General features: G+C 66.6%; 36 protein-coding genes. 6 read left to right on the top strand and 30 right to left on the bottom strand.

Features of this window, described 5'->3' with window-relative positions; genetic code table 11:
* Positions 1-20: 20 nt before the first annotated feature.
* The 20 genes from G6R19_RS19995 to G6R19_RS19910 all read right to left on the bottom strand — a co-directional run bounded on the left by G6R19_RS19995 (position 21) and on the right by G6R19_RS19910 (position 9,083).
* Entirely contained in the window at positions 21-257 is a 237-nt protein-coding gene (locus G6R19_RS19995) for a hypothetical protein (RefSeq protein ID WP_163168090.1), read from the bottom strand.
* Positions 254-883, bottom strand: a complete 630-nt coding sequence (locus tag G6R19_RS19990) for a hypothetical protein (protein ID WP_163168089.1) — start codon at positions 881-883, stop codon at positions 254-256. The genes G6R19_RS19995 and G6R19_RS19990 overlap by 4 nt, the downstream gene beginning before the upstream one ends.
* Positions 880-1,257 (bottom strand): hypothetical protein, encoded by a 378-nt coding sequence (locus tag G6R19_RS19985; protein ID WP_163168088.1) that lies wholly within the window; start codon positions 1,255-1,257, stop codon positions 880-882. The genes G6R19_RS19990 and G6R19_RS19985 overlap by 4 nt, the downstream gene beginning before the upstream one ends.
* Complete coding sequence (locus G6R19_RS19980; protein WP_163168087.1) at positions 1,254-1,412, bottom strand: hypothetical protein; 159 nt, start codon at positions 1,410-1,412, stop codon at positions 1,254-1,256. The genes G6R19_RS19985 and G6R19_RS19980 overlap by 4 nt, the downstream gene beginning before the upstream one ends.
* Positions 1,409-2,701 carry a DnaB-like helicase C-terminal domain-containing protein gene (locus G6R19_RS19975; protein WP_163168086.1) on the bottom strand — a complete coding sequence of 431 codons (1,293 nt, stop codon included), beginning with the start codon at positions 2,699-2,701 and terminating at the stop codon, positions 1,409-1,411. The genes G6R19_RS19980 and G6R19_RS19975 overlap by 4 nt, the downstream gene beginning before the upstream one ends.
* Positions 2,698-3,513: a hypothetical protein gene (locus G6R19_RS19970; RefSeq protein WP_163168085.1), complete on the bottom strand. Its 816-nt coding sequence runs from the start codon at positions 3,511-3,513 to the stop codon at positions 2,698-2,700. Before G6R19_RS19970 ends, G6R19_RS19975 begins: the two co-directional genes overlap by 4 nt.
* Entirely contained in the window at positions 3,513-3,701 is a 189-nt protein-coding gene (locus G6R19_RS19965; RefSeq protein ID WP_163168084.1) for a hypothetical protein, read from the bottom strand. The genes G6R19_RS19970 and G6R19_RS19965 overlap by 1 nt, the downstream gene beginning before the upstream one ends.
* Before the next feature lie 166 nt (positions 3,702-3,867).
* Positions 3,868-4,287, bottom strand: a complete 420-nt coding sequence (gene ssb / locus G6R19_RS19960) for a single-stranded DNA-binding protein (RefSeq protein WP_163168083.1) — start codon at positions 4,285-4,287, stop codon at positions 3,868-3,870.
* On the bottom strand, positions 4,287-4,421 hold the full coding sequence (locus tag G6R19_RS20570; protein WP_275898084.1) for a hypothetical protein: 135 nt from the start codon (positions 4,419-4,421) through the stop codon (positions 4,287-4,289). Before G6R19_RS20570 ends, ssb begins: the two co-directional genes overlap by 1 nt.
* Positions 4,418-4,708, bottom strand: coding sequence for a hypothetical protein (locus G6R19_RS19955; protein WP_163168082.1), 291 nt, complete (start codon positions 4,706-4,708; stop codon positions 4,418-4,420). The genes G6R19_RS20570 and G6R19_RS19955 overlap by 4 nt, the downstream gene beginning before the upstream one ends.
* Positions 4,705-5,253: an MT-A70 family methyltransferase gene (locus G6R19_RS19950; protein ID WP_163168081.1), complete on the bottom strand. Its 549-nt coding sequence runs from the start codon at positions 5,251-5,253 to the stop codon at positions 4,705-4,707. The genes G6R19_RS19955 and G6R19_RS19950 overlap by 4 nt, the downstream gene beginning before the upstream one ends.
* The gene (locus G6R19_RS20565) at positions 5,250-5,384 is read right to left on the bottom strand and encodes a hypothetical protein (protein WP_275898083.1); all 135 of its coding nucleotides are present in this window, start codon (positions 5,382-5,384) and stop codon (positions 5,250-5,252) included. Before G6R19_RS20565 ends, G6R19_RS19950 begins: the two co-directional genes overlap by 4 nt.
* Complete coding sequence (locus tag G6R19_RS19945) at positions 5,381-5,767, bottom strand: hypothetical protein (RefSeq protein WP_163168080.1); 387 nt, start codon at positions 5,765-5,767, stop codon at positions 5,381-5,383. Before G6R19_RS19945 ends, G6R19_RS20565 begins: the two co-directional genes overlap by 4 nt.
* Entirely contained in the window at positions 5,764-6,306 is a 543-nt protein-coding gene (locus G6R19_RS19940; RefSeq protein ID WP_163168079.1) for a hypothetical protein, read from the bottom strand. The genes G6R19_RS19945 and G6R19_RS19940 overlap by 4 nt, the downstream gene beginning before the upstream one ends.
* 272 nt (positions 6,307-6,578) lie before the next feature.
* Positions 6,579-7,211, bottom strand: a complete 633-nt coding sequence (locus tag G6R19_RS19935; protein ID WP_163168078.1) for an ERF family protein — start codon at positions 7,209-7,211, stop codon at positions 6,579-6,581.
* On the bottom strand, positions 7,211-7,522 hold the full coding sequence (locus tag G6R19_RS19930) for a hypothetical protein (RefSeq protein WP_163168077.1): 312 nt from the start codon (positions 7,520-7,522) through the stop codon (positions 7,211-7,213). Before G6R19_RS19930 ends, G6R19_RS19935 begins: the two co-directional genes overlap by 1 nt.
* A gap of 443 nt (positions 7,523-7,965) precedes the next feature.
* On the bottom strand, positions 7,966-8,160 hold the full coding sequence (locus G6R19_RS19925; protein ID WP_163168076.1) for a hypothetical protein: 195 nt from the start codon (positions 8,158-8,160) through the stop codon (positions 7,966-7,968).
* A 64-nt stretch (positions 8,161-8,224) separates the two neighbouring features.
* Positions 8,225-8,410, bottom strand: coding sequence for a hypothetical protein (locus G6R19_RS19920; protein WP_163168075.1), 186 nt, complete (start codon positions 8,408-8,410; stop codon positions 8,225-8,227).
* 224 nt (positions 8,411-8,634) lie between these two features.
* The gene (locus G6R19_RS19915) at positions 8,635-8,838 is read right to left on the bottom strand and encodes a helix-turn-helix domain-containing protein (RefSeq protein WP_163168074.1); all 204 of its coding nucleotides are present in this window, start codon (positions 8,836-8,838) and stop codon (positions 8,635-8,637) included.
* Entirely contained in the window at positions 8,835-9,083 is a 249-nt protein-coding gene (locus G6R19_RS19910) for a helix-turn-helix transcriptional regulator (protein WP_163168073.1), read from the bottom strand. Before G6R19_RS19910 ends, G6R19_RS19915 begins: the two co-directional genes overlap by 4 nt.
* A gap of 268 nt (positions 9,084-9,351) precedes the next feature.
* Here G6R19_RS19910 and G6R19_RS19905 point away from each other — a divergent pair, with 268 nt between their 5' ends.
* Positions 9,352-9,633, top strand: coding sequence for a helix-turn-helix transcriptional regulator (locus G6R19_RS19905; RefSeq protein ID WP_163168072.1), 282 nt, complete (start codon positions 9,352-9,354; stop codon positions 9,631-9,633).
* Positions 9,634-9,919: 286 nt separating this feature from the next.
* Positions 9,920-10,204 carry a hypothetical protein gene (locus G6R19_RS19900; protein ID WP_163168071.1) on the top strand — a complete coding sequence of 95 codons (285 nt, stop codon included), beginning with the start codon at positions 9,920-9,922 and terminating at the stop codon, positions 10,202-10,204.
* Here G6R19_RS19900 and G6R19_RS19895 read toward each other — a convergent pair.
* A complete protein-coding gene (locus tag G6R19_RS19895) occupies positions 10,201-11,367 on the bottom strand; it encodes a site-specific integrase (protein WP_163168070.1) in 1,167 nt (388 codons plus the stop codon). The genes G6R19_RS19900 and G6R19_RS19895 overlap by 4 nt on opposite strands.
* The gene (locus G6R19_RS19890) at positions 11,364-11,825 is read right to left on the bottom strand and encodes an HNH endonuclease signature motif containing protein (protein WP_205484689.1); all 462 of its coding nucleotides are present in this window, start codon (positions 11,823-11,825) and stop codon (positions 11,364-11,366) included. Before G6R19_RS19890 ends, G6R19_RS19895 begins: the two co-directional genes overlap by 4 nt.
* Positions 11,826-12,307: 482 nt before the next feature.
* Here G6R19_RS19890 and G6R19_RS19885 point away from each other — a divergent pair, with 482 nt between their 5' ends.
* Positions 12,308-12,652: a hypothetical protein gene (locus G6R19_RS19885; protein WP_163168069.1), complete on the top strand. Its 345-nt coding sequence runs from the start codon at positions 12,308-12,310 to the stop codon at positions 12,650-12,652.
* A gap of 5 nt (positions 12,653-12,657) precedes the next feature.
* Positions 12,658-12,780, top strand: a complete 123-nt coding sequence (locus tag G6R19_RS20560; protein WP_275898082.1) for a hypothetical protein — start codon at positions 12,658-12,660, stop codon at positions 12,778-12,780.
* Positions 12,781-12,851: 71 nt separating this feature from the next.
* Here the strand turns inward: G6R19_RS20560 and G6R19_RS19880 are convergent, their stop codons facing one another.
* The gene (locus tag G6R19_RS19880) at positions 12,852-13,928 is read right to left on the bottom strand and encodes an SGNH/GDSL hydrolase family protein (protein ID WP_163168068.1); all 1,077 of its coding nucleotides are present in this window, start codon (positions 13,926-13,928) and stop codon (positions 12,852-12,854) included.
* A gap of 101 nt (positions 13,929-14,029) precedes the next feature.
* Positions 14,030-15,325: a LamG domain-containing protein gene (locus G6R19_RS19875; protein ID WP_163168067.1), complete on the bottom strand. Its 1,296-nt coding sequence runs from the start codon at positions 15,323-15,325 to the stop codon at positions 14,030-14,032.
* A 69-nt stretch (positions 15,326-15,394) separates the two neighbouring features.
* On the opposite strand from G6R19_RS19875, the gene G6R19_RS19870 reads away from it, so the two are divergent.
* Together G6R19_RS19870 and G6R19_RS19865 are read left to right on the top strand one after the other, a co-directional pair.
* Positions 15,395-15,598, top strand: coding sequence for a hypothetical protein (locus tag G6R19_RS19870; RefSeq protein WP_163168066.1), 204 nt, complete (start codon positions 15,395-15,397; stop codon positions 15,596-15,598).
* An 85-nt stretch (positions 15,599-15,683) separates the two neighbouring features.
* Complete coding sequence (locus G6R19_RS19865) at positions 15,684-16,019, top strand: DUF6221 family protein (protein WP_163168065.1); 336 nt, start codon at positions 15,684-15,686, stop codon at positions 16,017-16,019.
* On the opposite strand, the gene G6R19_RS19860 is transcribed toward G6R19_RS19865, so the two are convergent.
* The 6 genes from G6R19_RS19860 to G6R19_RS19835 all read right to left on the bottom strand — a co-directional run.
* A complete protein-coding gene (locus tag G6R19_RS19860) occupies positions 16,016-16,282 on the bottom strand; it encodes a hypothetical protein (protein WP_163168064.1) in 267 nt (88 codons plus the stop codon). The genes G6R19_RS19865 and G6R19_RS19860 overlap by 4 nt on opposite strands.
* Complete coding sequence (locus tag G6R19_RS19855; RefSeq protein WP_163168063.1) at positions 16,279-17,670, bottom strand: hypothetical protein; 1,392 nt, start codon at positions 17,668-17,670, stop codon at positions 16,279-16,281. Before G6R19_RS19855 ends, G6R19_RS19860 begins: the two co-directional genes overlap by 4 nt.
* Positions 17,670-18,668, bottom strand: a complete 999-nt coding sequence (locus G6R19_RS19850) for a hypothetical protein (RefSeq protein ID WP_163168062.1) — start codon at positions 18,666-18,668, stop codon at positions 17,670-17,672. Before G6R19_RS19850 ends, G6R19_RS19855 begins: the two co-directional genes overlap by 1 nt.
* 7 nt (positions 18,669-18,675) lie before the next feature.
* On the bottom strand, positions 18,676-19,110 hold the full coding sequence (locus G6R19_RS19845) for a hypothetical protein (RefSeq protein WP_163168061.1): 435 nt from the start codon (positions 19,108-19,110) through the stop codon (positions 18,676-18,678).
* Between the two features lies 1 nt (position 19,111).
* Complete coding sequence (locus G6R19_RS19840) at positions 19,112-19,294, bottom strand: hypothetical protein (protein WP_163168060.1); 183 nt, start codon at positions 19,292-19,294, stop codon at positions 19,112-19,114.
* A 110-nt stretch (positions 19,295-19,404) separates the two neighbouring features.
* Positions 19,405-19,655, bottom strand: a 251-nt coding sequence (locus G6R19_RS19835; protein ID WP_205484687.1) for a hypothetical protein, incomplete at its 5' end; no start/stop codon positions are given.

Here is a 19,655-nt window from a genome sequence, read left to right as displayed (position 1 = left end):
TTTTGCTCCAATCGGGTGTATCAGGCCCGTCCTACTTCCTCGACACAGGGAATCTGGCCGCAGTCGGGTCCGTCGCACCAACAGGTTCCGGGGCTGGTCCGCAACGCATCGTCGAGGTAGGACAGCGCGAGCCTGACGCCTTCGGCCTTGCCGGTGATGCGTTCGGTCTGGTGCTTCATGTCGAGCAGCGTGTTGTTCGCGCGCGCCAGTCGGTCGCGGAGATCGCGAAGCGCGTCGTTCCTCCCGGGGTCACTCATGATGCTTCCTCTTCGGTCGTTTCTTCGTCTTCGGCGTTTTCGAGGCGGATCCAGTCGGCCAGCAACCCGATCTCCTCCGGAAGCCAGAGGCTGCGGCACTCGACACAGTGCGCCATCTGGTCGGCGAGCTTGATCCGCAGCGACCGGCGGACCTCGCAGACAGGGCACGTGTTGTCTGGTCGCCACGCCGGGGAGTCCCAGCCACTGGTGATCCGGGCCTGCGACCACCACCGCTTCACGGCGCGTTCGATGTCGGCCTTGGTGGCGGCGTCCTGGCTGGCGTGGAGGGCGTGGACGCGTCGGATGCAGGCTTTGGTGTCGCTGGGGTCGTCCTCACCGAGGCGGCGGACCCACCGTGCGGCTTCGTCGTCGATGAACATGAGGGTGTCGATGGATTCGATGGACGCCGCTGGTCGACTGCTGTAGCCGGCGCCGCCTGATACGTCGCCTTTGGTGGTGGCGTTGGCTTCGTCGAGTTGGTCGATGAGCGGCGGAACCATCGTGAGGTGGGTGAAGATCGCGAGCTGTTGTCCGTTGCGGTAGGAGTAGGGCTCCCGGTGGGTGTGGTGTTCCACGAGTTGTTCGATGTGGTCGTGAATGTCGAGATGCGAGGGGCTGGTGGTCATGGCTGCTCCTTGGCAGAGGGGCGGTCGGGGGTCGCGGCGTAGTAGTTGGCGAGGGCCTTGCGCATGACGTCGACCGCTTGGGGCGTCCAAGGCGTGCGCTCAATCAGCGAGTGCCAGATCCAGTTCGTGTCGACGCGCGGAGCCCAGGGCGTCGGGCGGCGGCAGTAGTTGCCTTGGTGTCCGTAGAGCGGCGCGCCGCATCGCTCACAGGGTGGTCGCGGCGAGTGGGCAGGCCGCCACTCCTCGGGCTTGCAGTCCTGCGGGTTGTCCGTGTCGCAGGGGCAAAACGCCTTGGCGGGTCCGACGTAGGTGGCGCGCATCTCGTTGGGCGCATCGCGGGCGCCCGGGTCGCCGATCCACAACAGGTTGCTCATGCGCTCATCTCCGGTTGGTTGGCTTCGAATGCGGTGGCGTACAGGGCGGTTTTGCTGTCGACGATGAACTTTGCGTGGGCTTCGGCTTGCGCTTCGGTGGGATGCTCCCTGTAGGCGGGTTTCCCGTTGCTGGGCCATGTCGAGTACCAGGTCATGCCAGCTCCCTTCCGTAGTGGCGCGAGACCGAGGCGAGGCGGGCGTAGAACCCCTGCATCTGCAGGTTGGCTACTCCCTTGGGTCCATGACGGTTCTTGTCGACCAGCACTTCGATCTCGGGTATCTCGTCGTCCGGCTGGTGCAGGAGGATCACCTGGTCGGCGTCGGCCTCGATGGATCCCGACTCCCTGAGGTCGGTCATCCGAGGCTTGCCGTCCTGATGCTTGGTTCCCTCTCGGTTCACCTGCGCCATCGCGACAACGCACGCACCCGTCTCGCGGGCGAGTAGCTTCAGATCTCGACTGATCTGCCCGACCTGTTCCGCACGGTTCGACGACTTGCGATCGTCCGCCGGCCGCACGAGCTGGAGGTAGTCGACGACGATCAACGCGAGGTCGTCGCGGGTGCGCTGAACATCGCGGGCCTTCTTCCGGATGTGCGTGACGGTCTGCCCGGCCGTGTCGTCGATGTGGATGGGCAGCGCGTCGAGAGCGGCGTGACGTTCGGCGATCTTCTGCCACGTCCGCTCGTCGGTCGTGCCGTCCTGAAGGCTCGAGAGGTTGGCGTCGGCGAAGGCCGCGAGAAGCCTTTGCCCGACCTCGTCCTCGGGCATCTCGAGCGACGCCAGGAGGACCGCGTGCTCGTGGTGGTGCGCGAAGTGCAGCGCAAGGTTGGTGCCCATGACCGACTTGCCGACGCCTGGGCGGGCGCCGACCACGACGAGACGACCCGGGCCGAGACCGCCGATAAGCCGGTCGACATCCGGCCACCCGGATCCGAGGAGTGCCGTGCGCCCGTTCTGCGCGGTGTCTATGACGCTCGGCAGGATGTCGGCGATGGTGCGGGCCTTGGAGGTTGAGCGTCCCCGGGTCGCGTCGTCGACGGCTTGGCGAGCCATCTCGCGCTGCTCGTCGATGTCGCCGACCTCGTTCGCGATTTCCGACAGTGCTACCGAAGCCTCCATGAGTCGTCGTCGACCCGATGCGGCGGCAACCTGCTCGGCATAGAAGGGCGCCCGGGCAACAACGGGAACGAGTTGCGTCATCTCGAACAGGCGCACCGGGTTGAAGCTGGGCGGCGGGTTGGTCAAGGCCAGCCGGACGCTCACGGCATCGGGCTGAGCTCCGGTCGCATGTACTCGTCGAATCGCGGCCCAGATGTCGCCGTTGATGCGCTGGTAGAAGTCGGACGACTCTAGGTCGATGTCGTCGATGTCGGGGAATCCAGACATGCACGCGCCGAGCAGTGAGACCTCTGCGTCGTTCGCGGTGGGCATTTCGTCGTTCATGCTCGCCCCCGCTTCTGGCGCCGCTCGTACTCCCATTGGGCGTACTCGTCAGGAGAGAGGCCATCGGGCGGGCGCTCGAGGTCGTGGACGTTCGGGAGGTTCCTCGGCTTGGTGGAGCGGGGGTCCGGCCGGGCATTGAGGAGCCACTGCGAGAAGGCGGCATTCCAGCTCACTTGGCGGCGGTCGTTGGCTTCGGCGTGGAGTCGGAACTTTGTGGCCTCGCGCTCGACATCGATGGCGTCGTGGCGCTTTTCCCAGTGCTGCTCGGTCGGCTGCCAATCCGAAGGTAGTGGTGTGGCCGGTCGCTTGCGACTGGCGGCCTTCTTCTTCGTGGAAGTGACGCCGGGCGCCGCGTCACTTCCACTCACCTTCAACTCACCATCAACATCACCATCAGCGTCGAGCGCTCGCGGTGTGCTCGCGGGTTGCTCGTCGAGCGCACTAGGAGCACTCGCCTTGCGGGGCTTCTTCTGGGTGGGCTTGTACGCCGAGTGCTCGTCGTGTTCGCACCACTCGCAGATGCTCAACCACCGCATGTCGATGTGCTGGTGCTCAGCGAGCTTGATGACCTTCAAGTATCCCTCATGCCGCTCAACCTGGCCGGTGAGGACCATCTCGTCGACCAGTGCAGGAACAGTGCAAGGGTCCATCGGGAGGAGGCGGATCTTGAGCTGGACGGCGTTGTCTTCGACATGCCCGTTGTCGCAGGCGAGGTTCCACATGCCGATGAAGAGCAGGCGGGCGAGAGGGGAGAGCTGGACGAACTTGTCGTCGGTCCACGTCTCCGGCTTGATGCCGCGAATCTTGGCCACTACGCGGCCTCGTCCCAGCGGACGGCCCAGATGTGTTCCCGGGGGCACACGTAGTAGGCAGTGACGATTCCGGCCGGATCGCCGTTGACCGTTCGGGGGGTTGGCGTATTGGTGGCCGGCAGGCTGCACTTGGGGCAGAACGATGGTCGGGGTGGCGCGCTGTCGGTGCGCGCGTGCACAATGTCCATGAGTCGGTCGGTGTCTTTCTGGTCGGCGAGGCCCGGTGCGGAGCTGCAACTCCCGCCGGGCCGACTGTTTGTCGGTGTCTTGTGATCCATTGAACAGGCACTCGCCGACAGCGGGAAGGGTGCTTCCACAGGGATGACCAGTGGGCCTTGACGTGTCGGCATCGGATCAGAACGGAGGCTCGTCGTTCCGCGCCGGCACGCTGCCCCACGGGTCGTTGACCGGGGGCGCGGATCGGATTGCGGAACGCTCACCCCGCGGCGCTCTGACCTTCTTCGCGACGGTCGGGAACTTGAGCTCGAGCGATGTCCGCTTCTCGCCGTTGCTGGCCTCGTACTCGCGCTGGAAGATGCGGCCGGTGACGAGCACCTGGTCGCCCTTCCGGAACGCCTCCGCCGCAGCCTCGCCCTCGGCCTCCCAGAGCGAGACGCCGATGAAGATCTGCTCGGTGGTCTGCCACTGCTCGTTGGCGTCCTTCTTGCTGTCGGAAGCGGCGACTCGCATGGAGCAGACAGCCTTGCCGCCCGTCGTGAAGCGGAGCTCGGGGTCGGCGACGAGTCGGCCGTCGATGGTGATCGAGGGGAGCATTACTGGTTCTCCTTGTGGTTGGTCTTGCGGTGTTCGTGGGCTGCCTTGTCGGCAGTGGGTCGTCTGGTGCTGTAGAACTCCCAGCGGCAGGGCTCGCAGGACGCGAGCCATCCATTGCCGGATGGGTTGATCACGCGGCTGAGTTGCGGTGGTTGATGTCGCAGGCGTCGACGGACGCGTAGAAGCAGGGCTGCCACACGCTGATGCCGCCCTTGGGGGTCCAGTGGCCGCCCGTTAGTGCGACCTCGTCTGCGCCCCACGTCTTCGGCTTCCGTTTCTTGACGCCGTCGGGGTTGACCCAGGCGTGGAGGGCGGACCGGCTGATTCCGTGGCGGCCGTCGACGACGGAGTAGGGGTCGCCGGTGGTGAGGTAGTCGTGGATGGCGGCGTCTTTGGTGTGGTCGGTGTGGCGCTCGCTCATGCGACACCGCCCTCGTCCAGAAAGCGGCTCACGTCCGAGCGACGGGGTGCCTCGTCGCCGTATGAGTCCCAGCCCTCGCGGTAGTTCCGCGCGAACAGCTCTAAGCGTGGCGCGGGCGACACCGTCTCGACGATGTCGAAGAACTCGTCGGGCTTCTGTGAGTGGCGAAGGCGAGGCCACTCGTACCACGACGACATCGCCTTCGTGTCGGGCACCATCGGCTTGCCGCGAGTGGCGAAGATGCAGTGCTCGGTGTTCGTTCGGAGGTAGTAGCCCATCCCGGGACCGGGCTTGCACCACGTCAGGACCGACATCGGCGTGAAGCCCCATGCGCGGACCACCTTGTAGGCGTCCTCCATGAGCCGGTTGACGCCCCACAGCCACAGGTGCGCGTCGACGTCGGCCCAGTCGCTCACCGGAAGGTCGCAGATGTCCTCGATGGGCATCGTGTTGTAGTGGCGCTCCGGCTTGCCTCGGTGGTACGTGCTGCGCTGGTGCATCGACGGCCACGGAGGGTCGGCGACGATAGTTTTGTAGCCGCTCATGCGACACCGCCGATCACCATGTCGAGCAGGTCAGGGGCAAGCCGACGCAAACACGCCTCAGCCGCCTCGTACTGCTCGCGGGTCGGGGTTGGTCGGGCCTCGATGAGGTCGCGGAGCTCGTCATTCATCATGCGGATTCCTTGAGATCGGTCGGGTCGTTGATGGACAGCCAGAGAGCGCCGGGCTGTCCAGGGATCGGCGGGTGAACGGTCACGCCGGAATGGGCGACGAATTTCCACGAGTCGTCAGGCAGCACGCCCTCGAGGACCAGCGCGTCGAGGCAGAACGAGAGGGTCGGCTGTGCGCCATCACCGTCGCGTCGGTGCCGGTTGGGAACACGCCAATGCAATATGACGACGGCCTGTTCGAGGGGCTGGACCTTCGCTGCCCGGATGGCCCACCGGGTTGCTTCCATCGACTGGCGACGGATCTTCGCTTCCTTGTGGTGGTGAAGGCGACGAACCTGGTTTTTGGTGAGCGGCGGCAGCTCGAAGGGGAGCGGGATGGAGGTCACAGGAGGACCCCCTGAGCGAGCGCAGCTGCAACCGCGCCAGATCCGGCGAACAGGTCGTCGACGGTGTCGACCTCCGGGTCGTAACTCAGGGCGTCCAACACCCATCGCGTCCACTCGGCAGGCTTCTTGCCCGCGAAGCCGTCGTTTCGCTTCGGGGCAATAAGCACGTCGGGAGTGACGCCGACGCCACCTCGGGCGGTCCATCGGCCATCGGGAATCCGCACGACTACGGCTTCCCATTTGTTGTGCAGCCGCCCCGAGGAGGGCATGGCGTTGGGCTTCACCCAGACCATGACGCGAGCAGACGGAGGGAGCGGCCGGTATGCGTCGATCCCGGACGGCGGGCAGGCGATTGCGTAACCGTCGTAACCACCCTCTAGCTCTTCGAGCAGCTGGCGGTGGCGGGCGGGTTCATCCCATTCGGCCGCATTGGGGTGGTTGTCGGCTGCGTGGGCGTGCGGACCTAGGGTGTGTGCCTTGTCGCCGTACCAGCGGGCTGCGCGGCCGAGGTAGGGCGGGTCTGCGATCGCGAGCTTCATCGCGCACCTCCGAGCAGCCTTGCCCAGCGTGCGGCTTGGTCGGCTTCACGGGATCGCTGGAGGCCGGCGAGGACTTCGGGTGTCGTCGGCGTACTCATGCTCGCCTCCATCCGGCTGCGACCCCGAGGATCAGCCCCACGATGCATGCGGCGCCGATGAGCACCGGGCCGGTCACGCGCTGGCCTGAAGGTAGTGGTGCGCGCAGAGGAGCACGTTGTCGCCGACCTTGATGTCGGCGGGCTTGTTGCACGACAGGTGGTGGCAGGGGGTGGTCATGCGGGAACCTCCGCGTCTGGTCGGGTCTTGAGCACGGCGATCGCAGCGACCGCTTCGGCCTCGGTGATCTCGGTGCGTGAGGTGTGGTCGGTGCCGTTGATGTGGTTGACCCCGGCGAGTTGGTCGGCCTCGGCGATGCCCTTCTGCCCGAAGAGGGCGAAGAGCTGGCCGCGCGTCTTGGCGGTCATCGGCTTCTCGGCGGTCGCCCTGCGGCGTTCGCGCTTCTGCTCGAGCTGCGTCGACGCGAGCTCGCCGTCGTCGTCGCCGTCGGTCACGAGCCCGGTCATCACGCCGAACAGGTAGCGGCGCATGTAGGTGATCGCGGACCCGATCTGCTGCGGGGTGCCACCGGAGATCGGCAGGGCGCCTTCGCGCTCGTTGCCGGACTCGTGCGACAGGATGCCGACGACCTCGTAGCGTCCGCCCTCGACGTGGCGGGAGGAGCCGGCGAAGGCGAGGCCGTGCTTGCTGAGGATCGGGGCTGCCGCCTCGGTGACATCAGCGAGGTCGGCGTAGGAGTAGGAGTACTGGCCGACGTTGGCGCGCTTCGTCTTGGCGACGGTGGGCATCTCGGCTTGGAAAGCGGACAACGCCGCCTGGAGGTTCGGGTGCTTCTCGGGGTCTGTCATCAGAGCCTCGTGCATTCTGGGTGGTAGTAGTCGCGTCGTGTGGACGGACGGATGGGTGTGTGGGCGATGCACATTTGCCCGACGTAGATGCCGTGGGGGCAGGCGTGGCAGTCGCGGACGGCGGCGGATCGTTCGACGGTGACGTCGGCGTCGCGGAGGTCCGCGACGGGTGCCGGATCCTGGCCTCGGGTGTCTTGTTCGCCGCAGCGGCAGGTTGTTGTGGGCCGGCCGGGGGGTTCGCCCTGGATGGCGCGGACCCTCGCGATGGCGGTGGCGAGTGCGGCGTTGAGGTCGATGGTCAGGTCGCTCATGCCGCCACCGCCGCGCACTCCGAACAAGCCTCTTCCCACGTGCAGGCGTCGCAGAACGGGAGCGAGTGGGGGCACTCGGTCGGGTATTCGTCGAGGCTGGTTCGGCAGTGGGGGTGCGAGCAGCGGCGGATCATGCGCTCGCTCCGGGGGAAAAGACACAGGACACGACGAACCCATTGAGATCCAGGTCGGCCCACTCGTGGTCGTGCATGTGTCTGCCGCACGCCTCGCAACGGATGCCATTCGCGTCGAGGCCCCGGAGGTCACGGCGGTAGATACGATCTACGTCATTCTCGGCGGATCGCTCACTCACGTCGCCCACCTCCCGACGGTCTCGGCCAACTTGGCGTCGTCGTCGAGCTCGCGGCGGGCAAACTCGAGGCACAGGGCGTCATGGAGCGGCTGCAACGAGGTCAGCCGGCGCGTTGGTCGGTCGTCGGCGCTCACCGGTTCTGGCTCCGTCCCAGTCGGTCCATCGCGGCGATCCCTGCCTCGATGTCCGGTCGCGGCACAGGGACACGCGGGCCGATCGCAGCCGTCACATGCGAGGCGACGTTGCGGCGGGCGTAGGCGTTGAACAGGGCACACGCGACGATGACCAGGGCCGCGACGGTCAGGACGGCAGCAGCGGCGATCACAGCGCGCCCCCCATCCGGTAGAACGTCACGAACCCACGACGGCGGCTAAACAGGGACGCGGGCATCACGCCACCACCCACGCCGGAACCAGCTCGACACGCACAGGCGCACCCCAACGGAGGTCGGTGCGGTCACGGCCTGGTCGGAACGCAACCTCCTGCGCGCCGTCAGCCCACGTCGTGACAAGGACATCAAGGTCGGCGAGGGGGTCGTGGCCGTGGTGGATGGTGTAACCGGAGTGACGAATCATGGGATACTTCTTTCTGTTCGGGGGGCCAGCACGCCGGGTCGAAGTGGCGCTGGCTCCCTGTTCTCGGATGGTGTGCCGATCGGTGCGCTGGAGGGGCCGGCGCACCGACCGGCGTCAGTGGGTGCGGTCGCTGTCGGTCAGCTCCGCGAAACGGCAAACCGTGCGGTCCACCGGAACCCAGATCGCCCAGGTGACGACCCGGCCGATGGTGTTGTAGACGCGGTTCACGACGCCTCCGCCTTCGGTGCGGTCGCCGGCAGGTTGGCCGCGTACTCACGCAGCGAGGCGACGACCACGAGGCGCTTACGCCCGTCGTAGCGAGACTCGATGACCTGCTGGTCGAGCTTCTGGTAGATCGCCCAAGGCGAGAGCCCGAGCATCCGGGCCGCTTCCTTGACGCTGACGAAGATCGGGTCGATGTCGGTCATGCGGCACTCGCCTTCATGTTCTGTCCGCTACCTGCGGATGGTCGGGGGTCGAAAATGACCTCGAGGGGTACGTCCAGTCGCTTCGCGATCGCTTCGGCGACCTGGGGCCGGCATGAGGTCCGGCGTTCGTTGACGAGGGCTGAGATGAAGGTGCGCCCCACGCCGGCCGCTAGGCCCACCTCTGCGTTGGAGACGTTCTTCGTGTTCATCAGCTCTCGCAGGAGCTTGCCGTTCTTGAGTCGCATCCATGTGCCCTTCGGCCAGCGCTTCCTTGTAGCCCTCATCCTCTGCTCCCTGAGTTCGTGGTGTCAAGTACCTGCGGATGATTCTGCATCAGGTGGTGGACACCTGTCAACTAACTACCGCCGTGTATTTATGCAGGTAGCGGCTTTGGTGGCATTGTGTGCGGCATGATCTGGTGGACACCAATATTCACTTCAGGGCCGATCCCCGGTGGACAGCACAAATCCGGGGTTGTTGCGCGGCCCGACGGCCTGGCTGGAGAGTGAAGCCATGAGCGAACTGGTCCGGATCATCGACGACTACCGTGACACCCACGGTCGTCCGTCCGATGCCTCGATTGCGCGTGCCATCGGCATCGCACCTCAGACGCTCAGCTCGTGGCGCAAGCGGGGGATTCGGGAGCTTCCCGATGCCGACACCCTGCGCGCCCTGGCTGCCTTCGTGGGTCTTCCCTATGACGACTACGTGCTTGAGGTCGCCCTGTATGACGCCGGATGGCGTGACGACTTGCCGGAGCTTCCGGCCGAGAAGCGGGAGAGGGGGGCCGGCTGATGACGGACGCTGTGCCCCCTCCATGCGCCGCCGCTCGACAGGTGGCCTAGAGAACCCAGAGTCGAGCGGCGGCAGAGACAAAGATACGCCCGGATCCGCACCGCGGGTCCGGGCGTCCTTTACCCGCTCGGGTGGATTCCGTGCATTTGGCAACAAGAAGGCGGTCTAGACCGTCACACTGGGCAAGCTGGCTCGTTGAACCCTTCTAAGGGTGTCGGTGCCGCGTGTCAGCATCAGCACCTTCTCGGTAGAGACCTCCTGCCGGGGACACCTAGGGGGCATCGGAATGCACGACAGAACCATCAGCATCACTTGTTTGGCGGCGTACGGCCTGTGGGCCTTGGCGTTCCTGCTGATCTTCGCCGGCACGGCCGCAGCGGTGGTGGGCGGCCCGACGGACTACCTGGCAATCGCTCTCGGCTTGATGGCGCACGGCTTGGCTATCTCGGCGGCGGCAGCGACCGTGAGCATCCGCTACATGTTCAAGAAGCAGGCCCGGTTCATGCGGTCTGCGTTCGAGCTGGGCCGGGACGCGTCGCCTGGCCCTCATTCGGTGCGTCAGATGCGCTAGTCGAGCTCGAGGAGGCGGCCGGCGGACTCCAGGGCGGTGCGCATCCGTTCGACGTCGGCGCGCTGGTAGCGGTGGGTGGTGCTGACCTGCGACTGGCCGAGGATCTGCATGACGAGCCGGTCGGGGATGCCGGCGGCTTCCATGACGGATGCGGCGGAGTTGCGGGCGGCGTGGAGTGCGATGACGGGCACGGGATGATCTTCATCATTGGCCCGCATGATGAGGTCGCGCCACGCCTGCCAGTCGCGTTTGGGCTGGAGTGGCTTGCCGCCACGGTGGAATACGAGCCCTGCGGTCGGCTCGCCTTCGGATTCCCAGAGCAGCCGAAGCCGGTTCGCGATCTGGGGGAGCATGGGCACGATGCGTTGGGAGGCGTCGGTCTTCGGGGCGCCGAGGAACAGTCGCCCGTCCTCGCCGGTCTGTAGCGTTTCGGCGACGTACAGCACGCCTGTGTCGAGGTCGACGCGCGCCCAGTCGAGGCCGAGGACTTCCCCTTGCCTCACGCCGTAGAACAGTGCGAGCCACCAGCGGGCGTCGTCACCGGCAGCACGGAGCACGCGCCGGGCTTGGTCGACGGTGAACTGTTCGCGGACGGCCTTGTCGGTGCCGGGCGGGTTGGTCTTGTCGATCGGGTTGTAGGACAGCTTGTCGACCCGCACAGCGTCCTTGAGGGCGCGGGCGAGGATGGCGTGGGTTTGCCGGATGGTTGCTTCGGCTAGTCCGTCGTCGCGCATCTGGTCGTACATGGCTTCGATGTGTTCGGCGCGGAGGTCGGTGAGCTTCCGGCGGCCGATCATGGGCACGATGTAGCGGGCGGTCTTGGAGCGGTAGGAGCGCATGGTTTGCGGCTTGAGTGGCTTCGGTGGCCTGCTCTTCCGCTCGAGCCAGGCTGTCGTCCACGCTTCGACGGTGATGGTTTGCATGACGAGCGCGCCGGAGTCTCGTTCCCTCAGTGCTTTGGCGAGTTTGACGCGTGCCTCAGCCTTAGTGGGGGCGTAGATCGTCTTCCGTTTCCGGCGGCCGTCGATGATGACGTCGAGGGTTGCTTGCCACCGTCCGCGGCATCGGTGTTCTGGTCGGGTGCCGTTGGTGCGTGGGGGGCAGGATGGGTGGTCGTGGCGTTGGGTGATGCCGCCCTCGCCCTTGCTGCGTCGCTGGGTCACGCCCGAGCCTTCTTGCGAGCGGCGGACTCCTGGTTGCGGCGTCGGCGACAAGCGCGGCAGTAGCGGCCCTTATCGGTCCGGTAGGTGTTCTCGGGCGTGAACTCGTGGCCGTGGATGCAGTGTGTGGCTTCGCGGAAAGCGTTGCTGGGGACACCCTCTCCACGACGGAGGTTCTCGGCCTGTGTAACCGGCTCGAGGTGGTCAGGGTTGCAGCAGGAACGGACGCGGCATAGGTGGTCGATGACCATGCCGGCGGGGATCGGGCCAACGAAAGTCTCGTAGGACATGCGGTGGGTCATCACCCGCTCGCCACCGAAGCGGCCGTTGTTGATTGCCATGCGGCCGTAGCCGGTAGCCGTGGCGATGGCACCCTGCCACAACCAGCAACCAGTCTCGGGATCGATCGTCACGCGCCGCTTGATGCGATCGGCGACAGGCTCGGCGGGCTTCCTTGGCATGACGACTGGCTCCCTCTGGCTGGGGTGACACACTGGACTACATACTATTCCACCGCATTGCACTGTATTGCTGGTGCTAGCAGAACGGCCCCTGACCTGCGGTTTCTTGCCGATCCACGCTCGCAATTCTACACCAGAATGGGACTCATAATCCTTGGGTCGTGGGTTCGAGCCCCACCCGCCCTACGCGATCTACCTGCGAATATCGGCCAAGATCGATGTGCCTAATCCGACGATGACACACCGAACTACACACAATGGGGCGTACACTGGTTGGCAACACACCTTCCGATAGGGGCAACCATGAGCCTCCCGCACGAAGAGGCGCGCTCGCTAGATGACGCGCTCCAGTTCCTTCTCGACGTGTGCTCGGGTCGAGAGAAGCGCATCCCGACCGTCACGCGCGAGCGAGCCCGCCGCATCGTTCGCCACTATCCCCTGGCTCCGGGATGCCGTTGGCTTGACGACGAGGAGGCGGGGCGATGAGCGAACCCAGTTCCAGTTGTAAGTCACACGCAAGAAGGATGGAAGTCGGCGGGCAAGTAAGCAACGACCCGACCTACGAACAGATCATGCAGGCGATCGGTGAGCGCATCTGGGACGAAGCTCCCCACTTGCGCGAGGGCCACCACCGCGACCTTGTGTTCTCGACGACGTGGCAGGACGTCATGTGGTCGGTGCAGCAGGGAGTGCATGACGCTTACGGGTTGCGTGGCATCTCGGAGTGCGATGAGTGCTACCGACTCCAGGGCGTCTGCCCTGCCCACGAAGATTCTCCACTTCTTTTGGAGAACGTGGAACGGAACCGGGGTCGGTCTGTCGTGTAGTAGGTATGACGACTTGCATCTGCGACACCGCCGACTACGCGCCCGCCCACACCATCCCCGTCGAGAACCCTGACGGGACGCACGCAGGACACCTGTGCCTCTACTGCGAGACGCTGTGGTACGCCTAGCCACCGACAACGCACGGAAGCCCCCGACCGCCCTCGGGTGAGGACGACCGGGGGCCGTGGAATGGAGCAGGTCAGGGCAGGTTGAGCGCCGTAGCGATCGCAGCGTGCCCGGTGGTGTTCGGGTGGACGCCGTCGGAGGTGTAGCCCGGCTTCCAATGGTCGGGGTTCGTCCCAGCTACCACCGCGGCCGCGTCGAGGATCCCAGCCAGCGGGTGGGTGCGTCCGTCGCCGGTTTCCCCGATCCGCAGGGTGTCGGCCGAGGCGTCGCCAGTCGGTCGGCCCTGCCAGCGGCTGAACATCGCCTGATAGTAGGCGGGGGCTCCGTCGCGCAGCCACGCGTTCCATGCCTGCCGTTCGGTGGCTCCTGCTGCGATGGTGGTGCCGTCGGTTCCGGTGCGGGGCAGACAGGTGACGGCGTAAACGTTGGGGACGGTCGCGGTGAGGGTGCCCCAGTATTCGGCGTGGGTGTCGGCGAGCTCGGTGGCGGTGTAGACCTGGATGTCGTTGACGATGTAGGCGATGAGGGCGTGGGAGCAGTGTTCGGCGAGGGTGTCGCCCACTCGTGCAGCCCATGCGGCGGGGAGTTGCCCGAGTCGTTCACCGGAGGCGGCGGCGTTGAGGTAGGCGACGTCGGCTTTGGTGGCGAGCCGTTCGGGGTAGCCGCCGGTTCCGTCTTGGCCTGAGCGTCCGTGGAGGGTGTCGCCGACGCCTTCGCTGACGGAGTTGCCGAGGAACAGCCACCGGTCGGTGGTGTCGGGGGTGGGGGTGCCTCCGGTGATGGCGAGCGGCCCGACGAGGTAGGCGCCTGTGCCGTCGCTGTAGCCCTCCATTGTGGGGACGTTGCCGCTGCTGGTGACGGTGGCTGTGACGGAGACGGTGCCGCCCGCGACAACCCAGCCGATGGGGTCGGAGGTGGCGAGGGATCCGCCTGCGATGGTGACGTTCGGCTGCCCGGCCCAGGTGACGTTGTGGCTGCCGGAGCTGGTGGTGATTGAGGCGGTGACGGTGATGGGTGAACTGTTCGCGGCGTAGGGGGGTGTGTGGTCGCCGGCGACGTTGCCCCAGTGGAGGACGATCCCGTCTGCTTCGACGGGCGCGATGTGGCTGGTGGTGGATGTGACGGGTCCGGTGCTTTTGTGGTGCGACACGCGACCCCACGCGACGAGCCGCTGGGTGAGCGGCCCGTCGAGGGTGTCGGGTCGGGTCGGGAGGGGTTGTGCGCCCGTGGTTGCTAGTAGCGCGAGAAGGCTCACGCGACACCGGCCACTTCGGCGATGGCGAGCATGTCGGCGTCGGTGAGGACGACGTCCTTCCATGCGGCCATGTGTGCGACGGCTCCGGTGAAGGTGGAGGATCCGGCGCGGCCGGCGATGGTGAACTTGTCGCCGGCTGACACGTCGGGCCAGGGGGTTGCCTTGGCTCGGGTGGCGTCGAGGACGCCGTCGCGGTAGAGGCGCATGTTGGTGCCGTCCCACGTCCAGCCGATGATGTGCTCCCCGGCGGTCCAGATGGCGCCGCCGTTGACGACGCCGATGTTCTCGAACGCCCAGTGGTAGGTGTCGTAGATGCCCATCGAGGTCGAGTAGGGGTTGGAGAACACGCCGTAGTTCGCTGAGGCGGCGAGGTCGGAGGTGAGTCTGATCTTGGCGACGAACGACAGGGCGGTGGCTCCGTTGTGGGGGAGGGGTGCGGCTGCCTCGAGCCGTTGGGTGGATCCGTTGAACTCGGCCATCTCGTCGGTGAACGTGACGGAGCCGATGTTGGTCAGCGCTACGCCCCCGGTGGCGGGGGTCAGGTCGGCTTCGAGGGGCCAGTAGTGGCCGGGCTCGAGGGCGGTGATGACGCTGGTGAGGGTGTCGGCGGGGGGCTCGGGGTCGTCGCCGATCTCGGTTCCTGCGGCGACGGTTCGGTACGTCCACCCGGCACCGACGGTAGAGTCGCGCTCGAAGATGTAGGAGCCGGCGGGGAACGACACACCTTCGATGGTGGTGGTGGCGGTCACCTTGTAGCCGATGAGGAACCCGTCAGCTTCGGTTTCGTCGAGGTCGACGGTGCCGCCGTTGACGACGGTCAGCGACGAGTTGCCGCCCTCTCCCGGCGGCCCCTGGGGTCCGGCGGGTCCGGTGGGTCCGGGCGAGCCTCCGGGCAGCGTGAACGTCACCCGCTGCTTCCGGTCGCCGGCTTCCCAGTCGGTGCGCCAGTCGACCTTGCCCGCGTTGAGGACCTTCCCGTCGCTGTCGTCGGGGAGGGTGATGCGTGCGGAGGTTTCGGGGCGTCCGTAGGGGCCGGGGGAGTCTGCGGCGATGGTGTCGACGTCGGTGTCGGTGAGCGCCCATGTGGCGGTGGATCCGTCGACGGTGGCAGCAAACGACTGCACGTCGGCGTCTCGGTCGCGGGTGGACTGGAACTCGAGGGTGGGGGTGTCGGGCCAGTCGATTTCGGTGCCGGTCGTGTCGGTGAGGGTCGCGACGAGGTCTGCGCCGTCGTTGAGGGTGAGGCGGACGGTGAGCTTGTCGGCGTGCTCGCCGAGGATGACGTGGGCCACGAAGACTCCTAGTGTTGCGCGTGTCGGGATTCGCTACAGAACCGTGGCGATTACTGATACAGTCAGACTATGCAGGTGACACAAAGGGGACGGCTGTCCCATGAAGATCAGGTGCGCTTGTGTGAAGCACAAGACGAGGCCAGTGAGGCTGCCATGTGGTTGCGGGTCATTGCTGTGGAGATGATCGGCAAGTCCTCGTATCGCGAGGTCGCGCGGCTGACCGGCCTCAGCACCAACACGTTGCAGCGGTGGAAGCGGGAGGCGGGGAAGTGATGGCAACCATCGCGGCTGACAACATGGGACCGTTCGACCTAGGCAACTACGTGCCTCCGATTTGTTCCTGCGGCCGGTACGCAGAATGCTGCCGCCACGAGCGGGAGGCGGGACAATGAGCGACATCGCCGACTTCCTGCTCGCCCGGATCGCCGACGACGAGAAGGTGGCTGAGGCTGCTATTGGGACCGGGTACGACCTTGGGTATCGCCTTGCCGTGGATGAGGTCGAAGGGCACCGCTCTGGCGTGCACATTGACCCCGACCGCGTGCTGGCTGAGTGTGAGGCCAAGCGGCGGATCGTGGAGGAGTGGGGGCGAGTTGAGCGCCTCGGGACCAACGGGTTCGGTCCGGGCGTCCTGCGTCACCTCGCCAGCGTCTATGCCGACCACCCCGACTACCGCGAGGAATGGCGGCCCTAAGAGACGCGGATGGACGCGAACGCTTGGACGACAACAACCTCAGGACTACTCGTGACCCGCGCCCAATACGCGTAATCACCCGCCGCCGGAGTGGTCAGCAACAGACCAGGCTTGCCGTCAAGGACGAGCGGGGTCTGCCAGTCCTCTTCCTTCGGCCTGCGCGTCGTCGGGAGGATGGCGAGCTCGAGCGTTTCGTCGGCAGGCGTGACGTCCACCGGGCCGATCCACTCGGTCGTTTCGCGGGGGATCTGCCAGTCGGTCACTTGCCCTCCAGGGTTGCGGTTGTGCGGCGTGGTCCGAGGGTGGCCGTGGTGGCACGGTCGGCGAGGTGTGCGGTGGTGGAGCGTGGGGCGAGGCTGATGACGACGTCGGTGTCGTGTAGGTCGCTTCCGGTGCCTCCGGTGACGGTGGGGGCGAGGGCGGTCGCGGTCGCTGTGGCGCGGACTGCGGTGACATTGGCGGCGACAGTGGATCCGCCGGAGACCGTGGGGGGTAGGGCCAGGGTGCTTGCGGTGGCCGGGACGGTAGCCACGGAGGATCCGACCGACACCGTGGGAGCGGGGGCCACGGTGGTCGCTGCTGCGACGACAGCAGCCACGGTGGCACCGCTACTGACGACGGGCGGCAACGCGGCGGCAGAGCACGTGGCAGGGACAGCAGTAACCGAACCCGAACCAGAGCCACCGCCCGTGACAACCGGCGCGTGAGCCTGCATGGTCGCCGCCGCCGGCCCGCCGCCCGTGACAGTGGTCGCACCCGAAACCACCGGAGCCGCAGCCGAGCTGGACGTAGTGGGGGCGACCGCGTCGACGTTGCTGCCCGCGGACACGGTCGGAGCGAGAGCCGCCGCCGTGACGAGCACCGCGACTGCTGCGATCGTGGCGCCGGCCGACACGGCAGGCAGGGGAGCGTCCGCGGTGGCTGTTGCGGGAACGGCGGTGACGTCCGCGCCAGATCCTCCGCCGATCTCCCGCAGACGCAGGATGTCGACAGGGCCGCACTGGAGCGTGGCCGTGGTCATCGTGAAGCCGGCACAGGTGCCGTCGCCCGTGACCTCGACGTCGAACCACTCGAGGTTGCCGTCGAGGCCCGTGGTCGCGCCCGCGCCGGACGTGCGGCGGTTGACGGTCCCGAAGGTCGCGGTGCCAGTGAACGTCGGCGCGGTGATCGTCAGCGCGACATCGGTGTCGACCGGCACCAGGGCGACCAACCAGTCACCAACCTCGACCGTGTGCGCCGACGACAGGGTGACGGAACGGTCCGCAGCGTGGGAGGTATCCCCGGCGACCTCGAACGCCACATCCCAAGTCGCGCCAGCGCTCTTGGTGTAGCGGGCCATGACACCGACGACACCACTGATGGTGCCGGACTGGTCGAAGGTGACGGTGCCGGTCTCGCCGCCCGCAGCGACCAAGTAGTCGGCCTTGACAAGGCTGCTGTGGTCGTCGGCCGCGTTGGGTGCGTCCCCAGCCCGCAGCGACCCCGCCGCAGTCCAGCCCGCCTCGTCGACACCCACGATGCTCGAGGCGTGGTAGACGTCACGGCCCGCGATGAGCAGGTCACCAGCACCCACCGAAGCGGGATAAGCGATCGCACACGTAGTGGTGCCCGCGATGGTCTTGGCGCCGATGGCCCCGAACGCAATCGCCATCAGGTCACAGCCTCTCCCATGCGGTCGAAGTTGCCGCTGATCTCGCTCATGCTCGCCCGCACACCGTCCGTGATGCCGCCACCCTCGCCACGGTTGCCGCCGCGATAGAACAAGTTGCCGCGCAAGACCCGCGTCTCGCCCGGCTGCCGGATGGAGAACGGACGGTCCATCGCGTGGAGCACTTCAACACCGTCGTCGGAGGCTTGCAGCCGAAAACAGTTCTCCTCGATGAGGACGCCCGTGAAGGTGCTGTGTTCGGGGTAGCAGCTCGTGGCCGAGGAGTTGCCGTCGGTGAGGAGGTTGCGGCGAACGGTGGTGTTCCCGCCGCGGATCGACGCGGGCGTGTTGTGGCTGCGGTCGCCGCTCACGGGGTCGATGGTGAAGTTCAGGTCGTGGACCCAGTTGTATTCGACGGTCGTGCCGGCGAAGCAGTAGAGCCCGGCACGGTAGCCGTAGATGTCGCAGTTGCGGATCGTGATCTGGTTGGGCTCGCTCGCAATGTTGAAGTTGATGGCAGCGGACGCGAAGTCGTCGTCGTAGTTGCCGTTGAGGGTGCAATGCTCGACGACGATCCCGGTCGGGTTGCCATCAAGGCTGCGACCCTGCAAGCCGTACTCGGCGCCGCCAGCGTTGATGAGCTGGCTGTTCCGCAAAGTGATGTTGTTGGTCTGGAAGCGAACCTGGCCGGGGAAGATGTACCGCTCCACCAGCCACCGACCATCGGCGAACGACACACGACCGTTCCCGAGGCGGGCGTTGAGCCACGACGTGCTGAGCCCCGTCGACCCGTTCGTTGCCGTGGTCGCCTCGTAGGTCAGCGAGGCGTCGTGGCCGGTGTTCGCCTCGTACCACGCCCGGATGGCGCCGACGGGTTCGGCAGTGTCGCGGTCGGGTTGGGTGCCCCGCATGTCCCGAGAGTCGAAGGCGGTCTGCCAGTCGGCCGGGTCGGGGATCCCCGGCCCACGTCGGCGAGTGCCCTGGATCTCGATGGGGCTCATCGGACGATCAGGCGACCGTTGCGGTGAAGACTCCAGCGGCGTCCCACGTCAACGCGAACGGCCCGGCTGTTGAGGACACGTCGGCCTCGAAGTCGATGTAGGCGATCAGCGGGTCCGTGGTGCTCGCGCCGGCCGTGTCGACGTACACGATCGCGTACCGGGCGGTGATGGTGCTGGTCGCCCACGTCACGTCAGCCGCGTCGAACGCGGTCGTGTTGGTGCCTGCGGTGTAGTTGACCGTCTTGCCCGTGAGGGTCGCACCACCAGCGGTGTAGCCGGTGCCGGTGACCTCGTTCGTGATGTCGTTGAAGTAGTCGTGGGTGTCCTGCGACGGGGTGTACGACGAGGTGCAGAGAGCGACCTTGATCGTGTCGGTGTCCCAGTCAATTTCCTTGTTCGCCAGCTTGGCGGGAACGGAGCCGTAGAGGCGTGCGACGACCATGTCACAACCCCTTCGGCTGGTTGGGGATGACGTAGACGGCGCCAGCGGTGACGACGGCCGACAGGATGGCGGTGACCCACTGGAGCACCGACAGGTCGGAGAACTCGGTCTTGTCCTGCACCTGTGCGAGCAGGGCGGCGACGAAGGTGAAGACGAAGGCGAGGACGGCCTTGTTGGCGTACATGTGTTTCTCCTAGCGGTAGCGGCGGCGGTGGGTAAGTGCGAAGGCGAGGCAGCGGATGGCGAACCAGGCGACGTTGAGGCTGTGGTTCATGCCGGTGGCGGGCAGGCGGATCACGGGCGGACCCATCTGATGCGCGCTCCGTGCGCGTCGTGTCCATCGATCGACAGTCGGATCGTCCGCCGGTCGGTGACCACGACCTTGCGACCAGCGGGAGCCCACGCCTTCGCCTTGTCGATGCCCGCGTCGGTGACGACCTGCTCATCGGGTGCGATGCGCGGCCAACCGCGATGAGTGTTCGTGTCCGCGACCCAGATCCCGCCGTGCTCAAGGTTCGCCTTGGCGCGTTGGCGCAGGGTGCGGC

Origin of the sequence: Arthrobacter sp. Alg241-R88, assembly GCF_900537115.1 — a bacterium.
Taxonomy (GTDB): Bacteria; Actinomycetota; Actinomycetes; order Actinomycetales; family Micrococcaceae; genus Arthrobacter.
The sequence above is the reverse complement of the archived record's forward strand: the minus strand, read 5'-3'. Positions and strand labels throughout refer to the sequence as shown.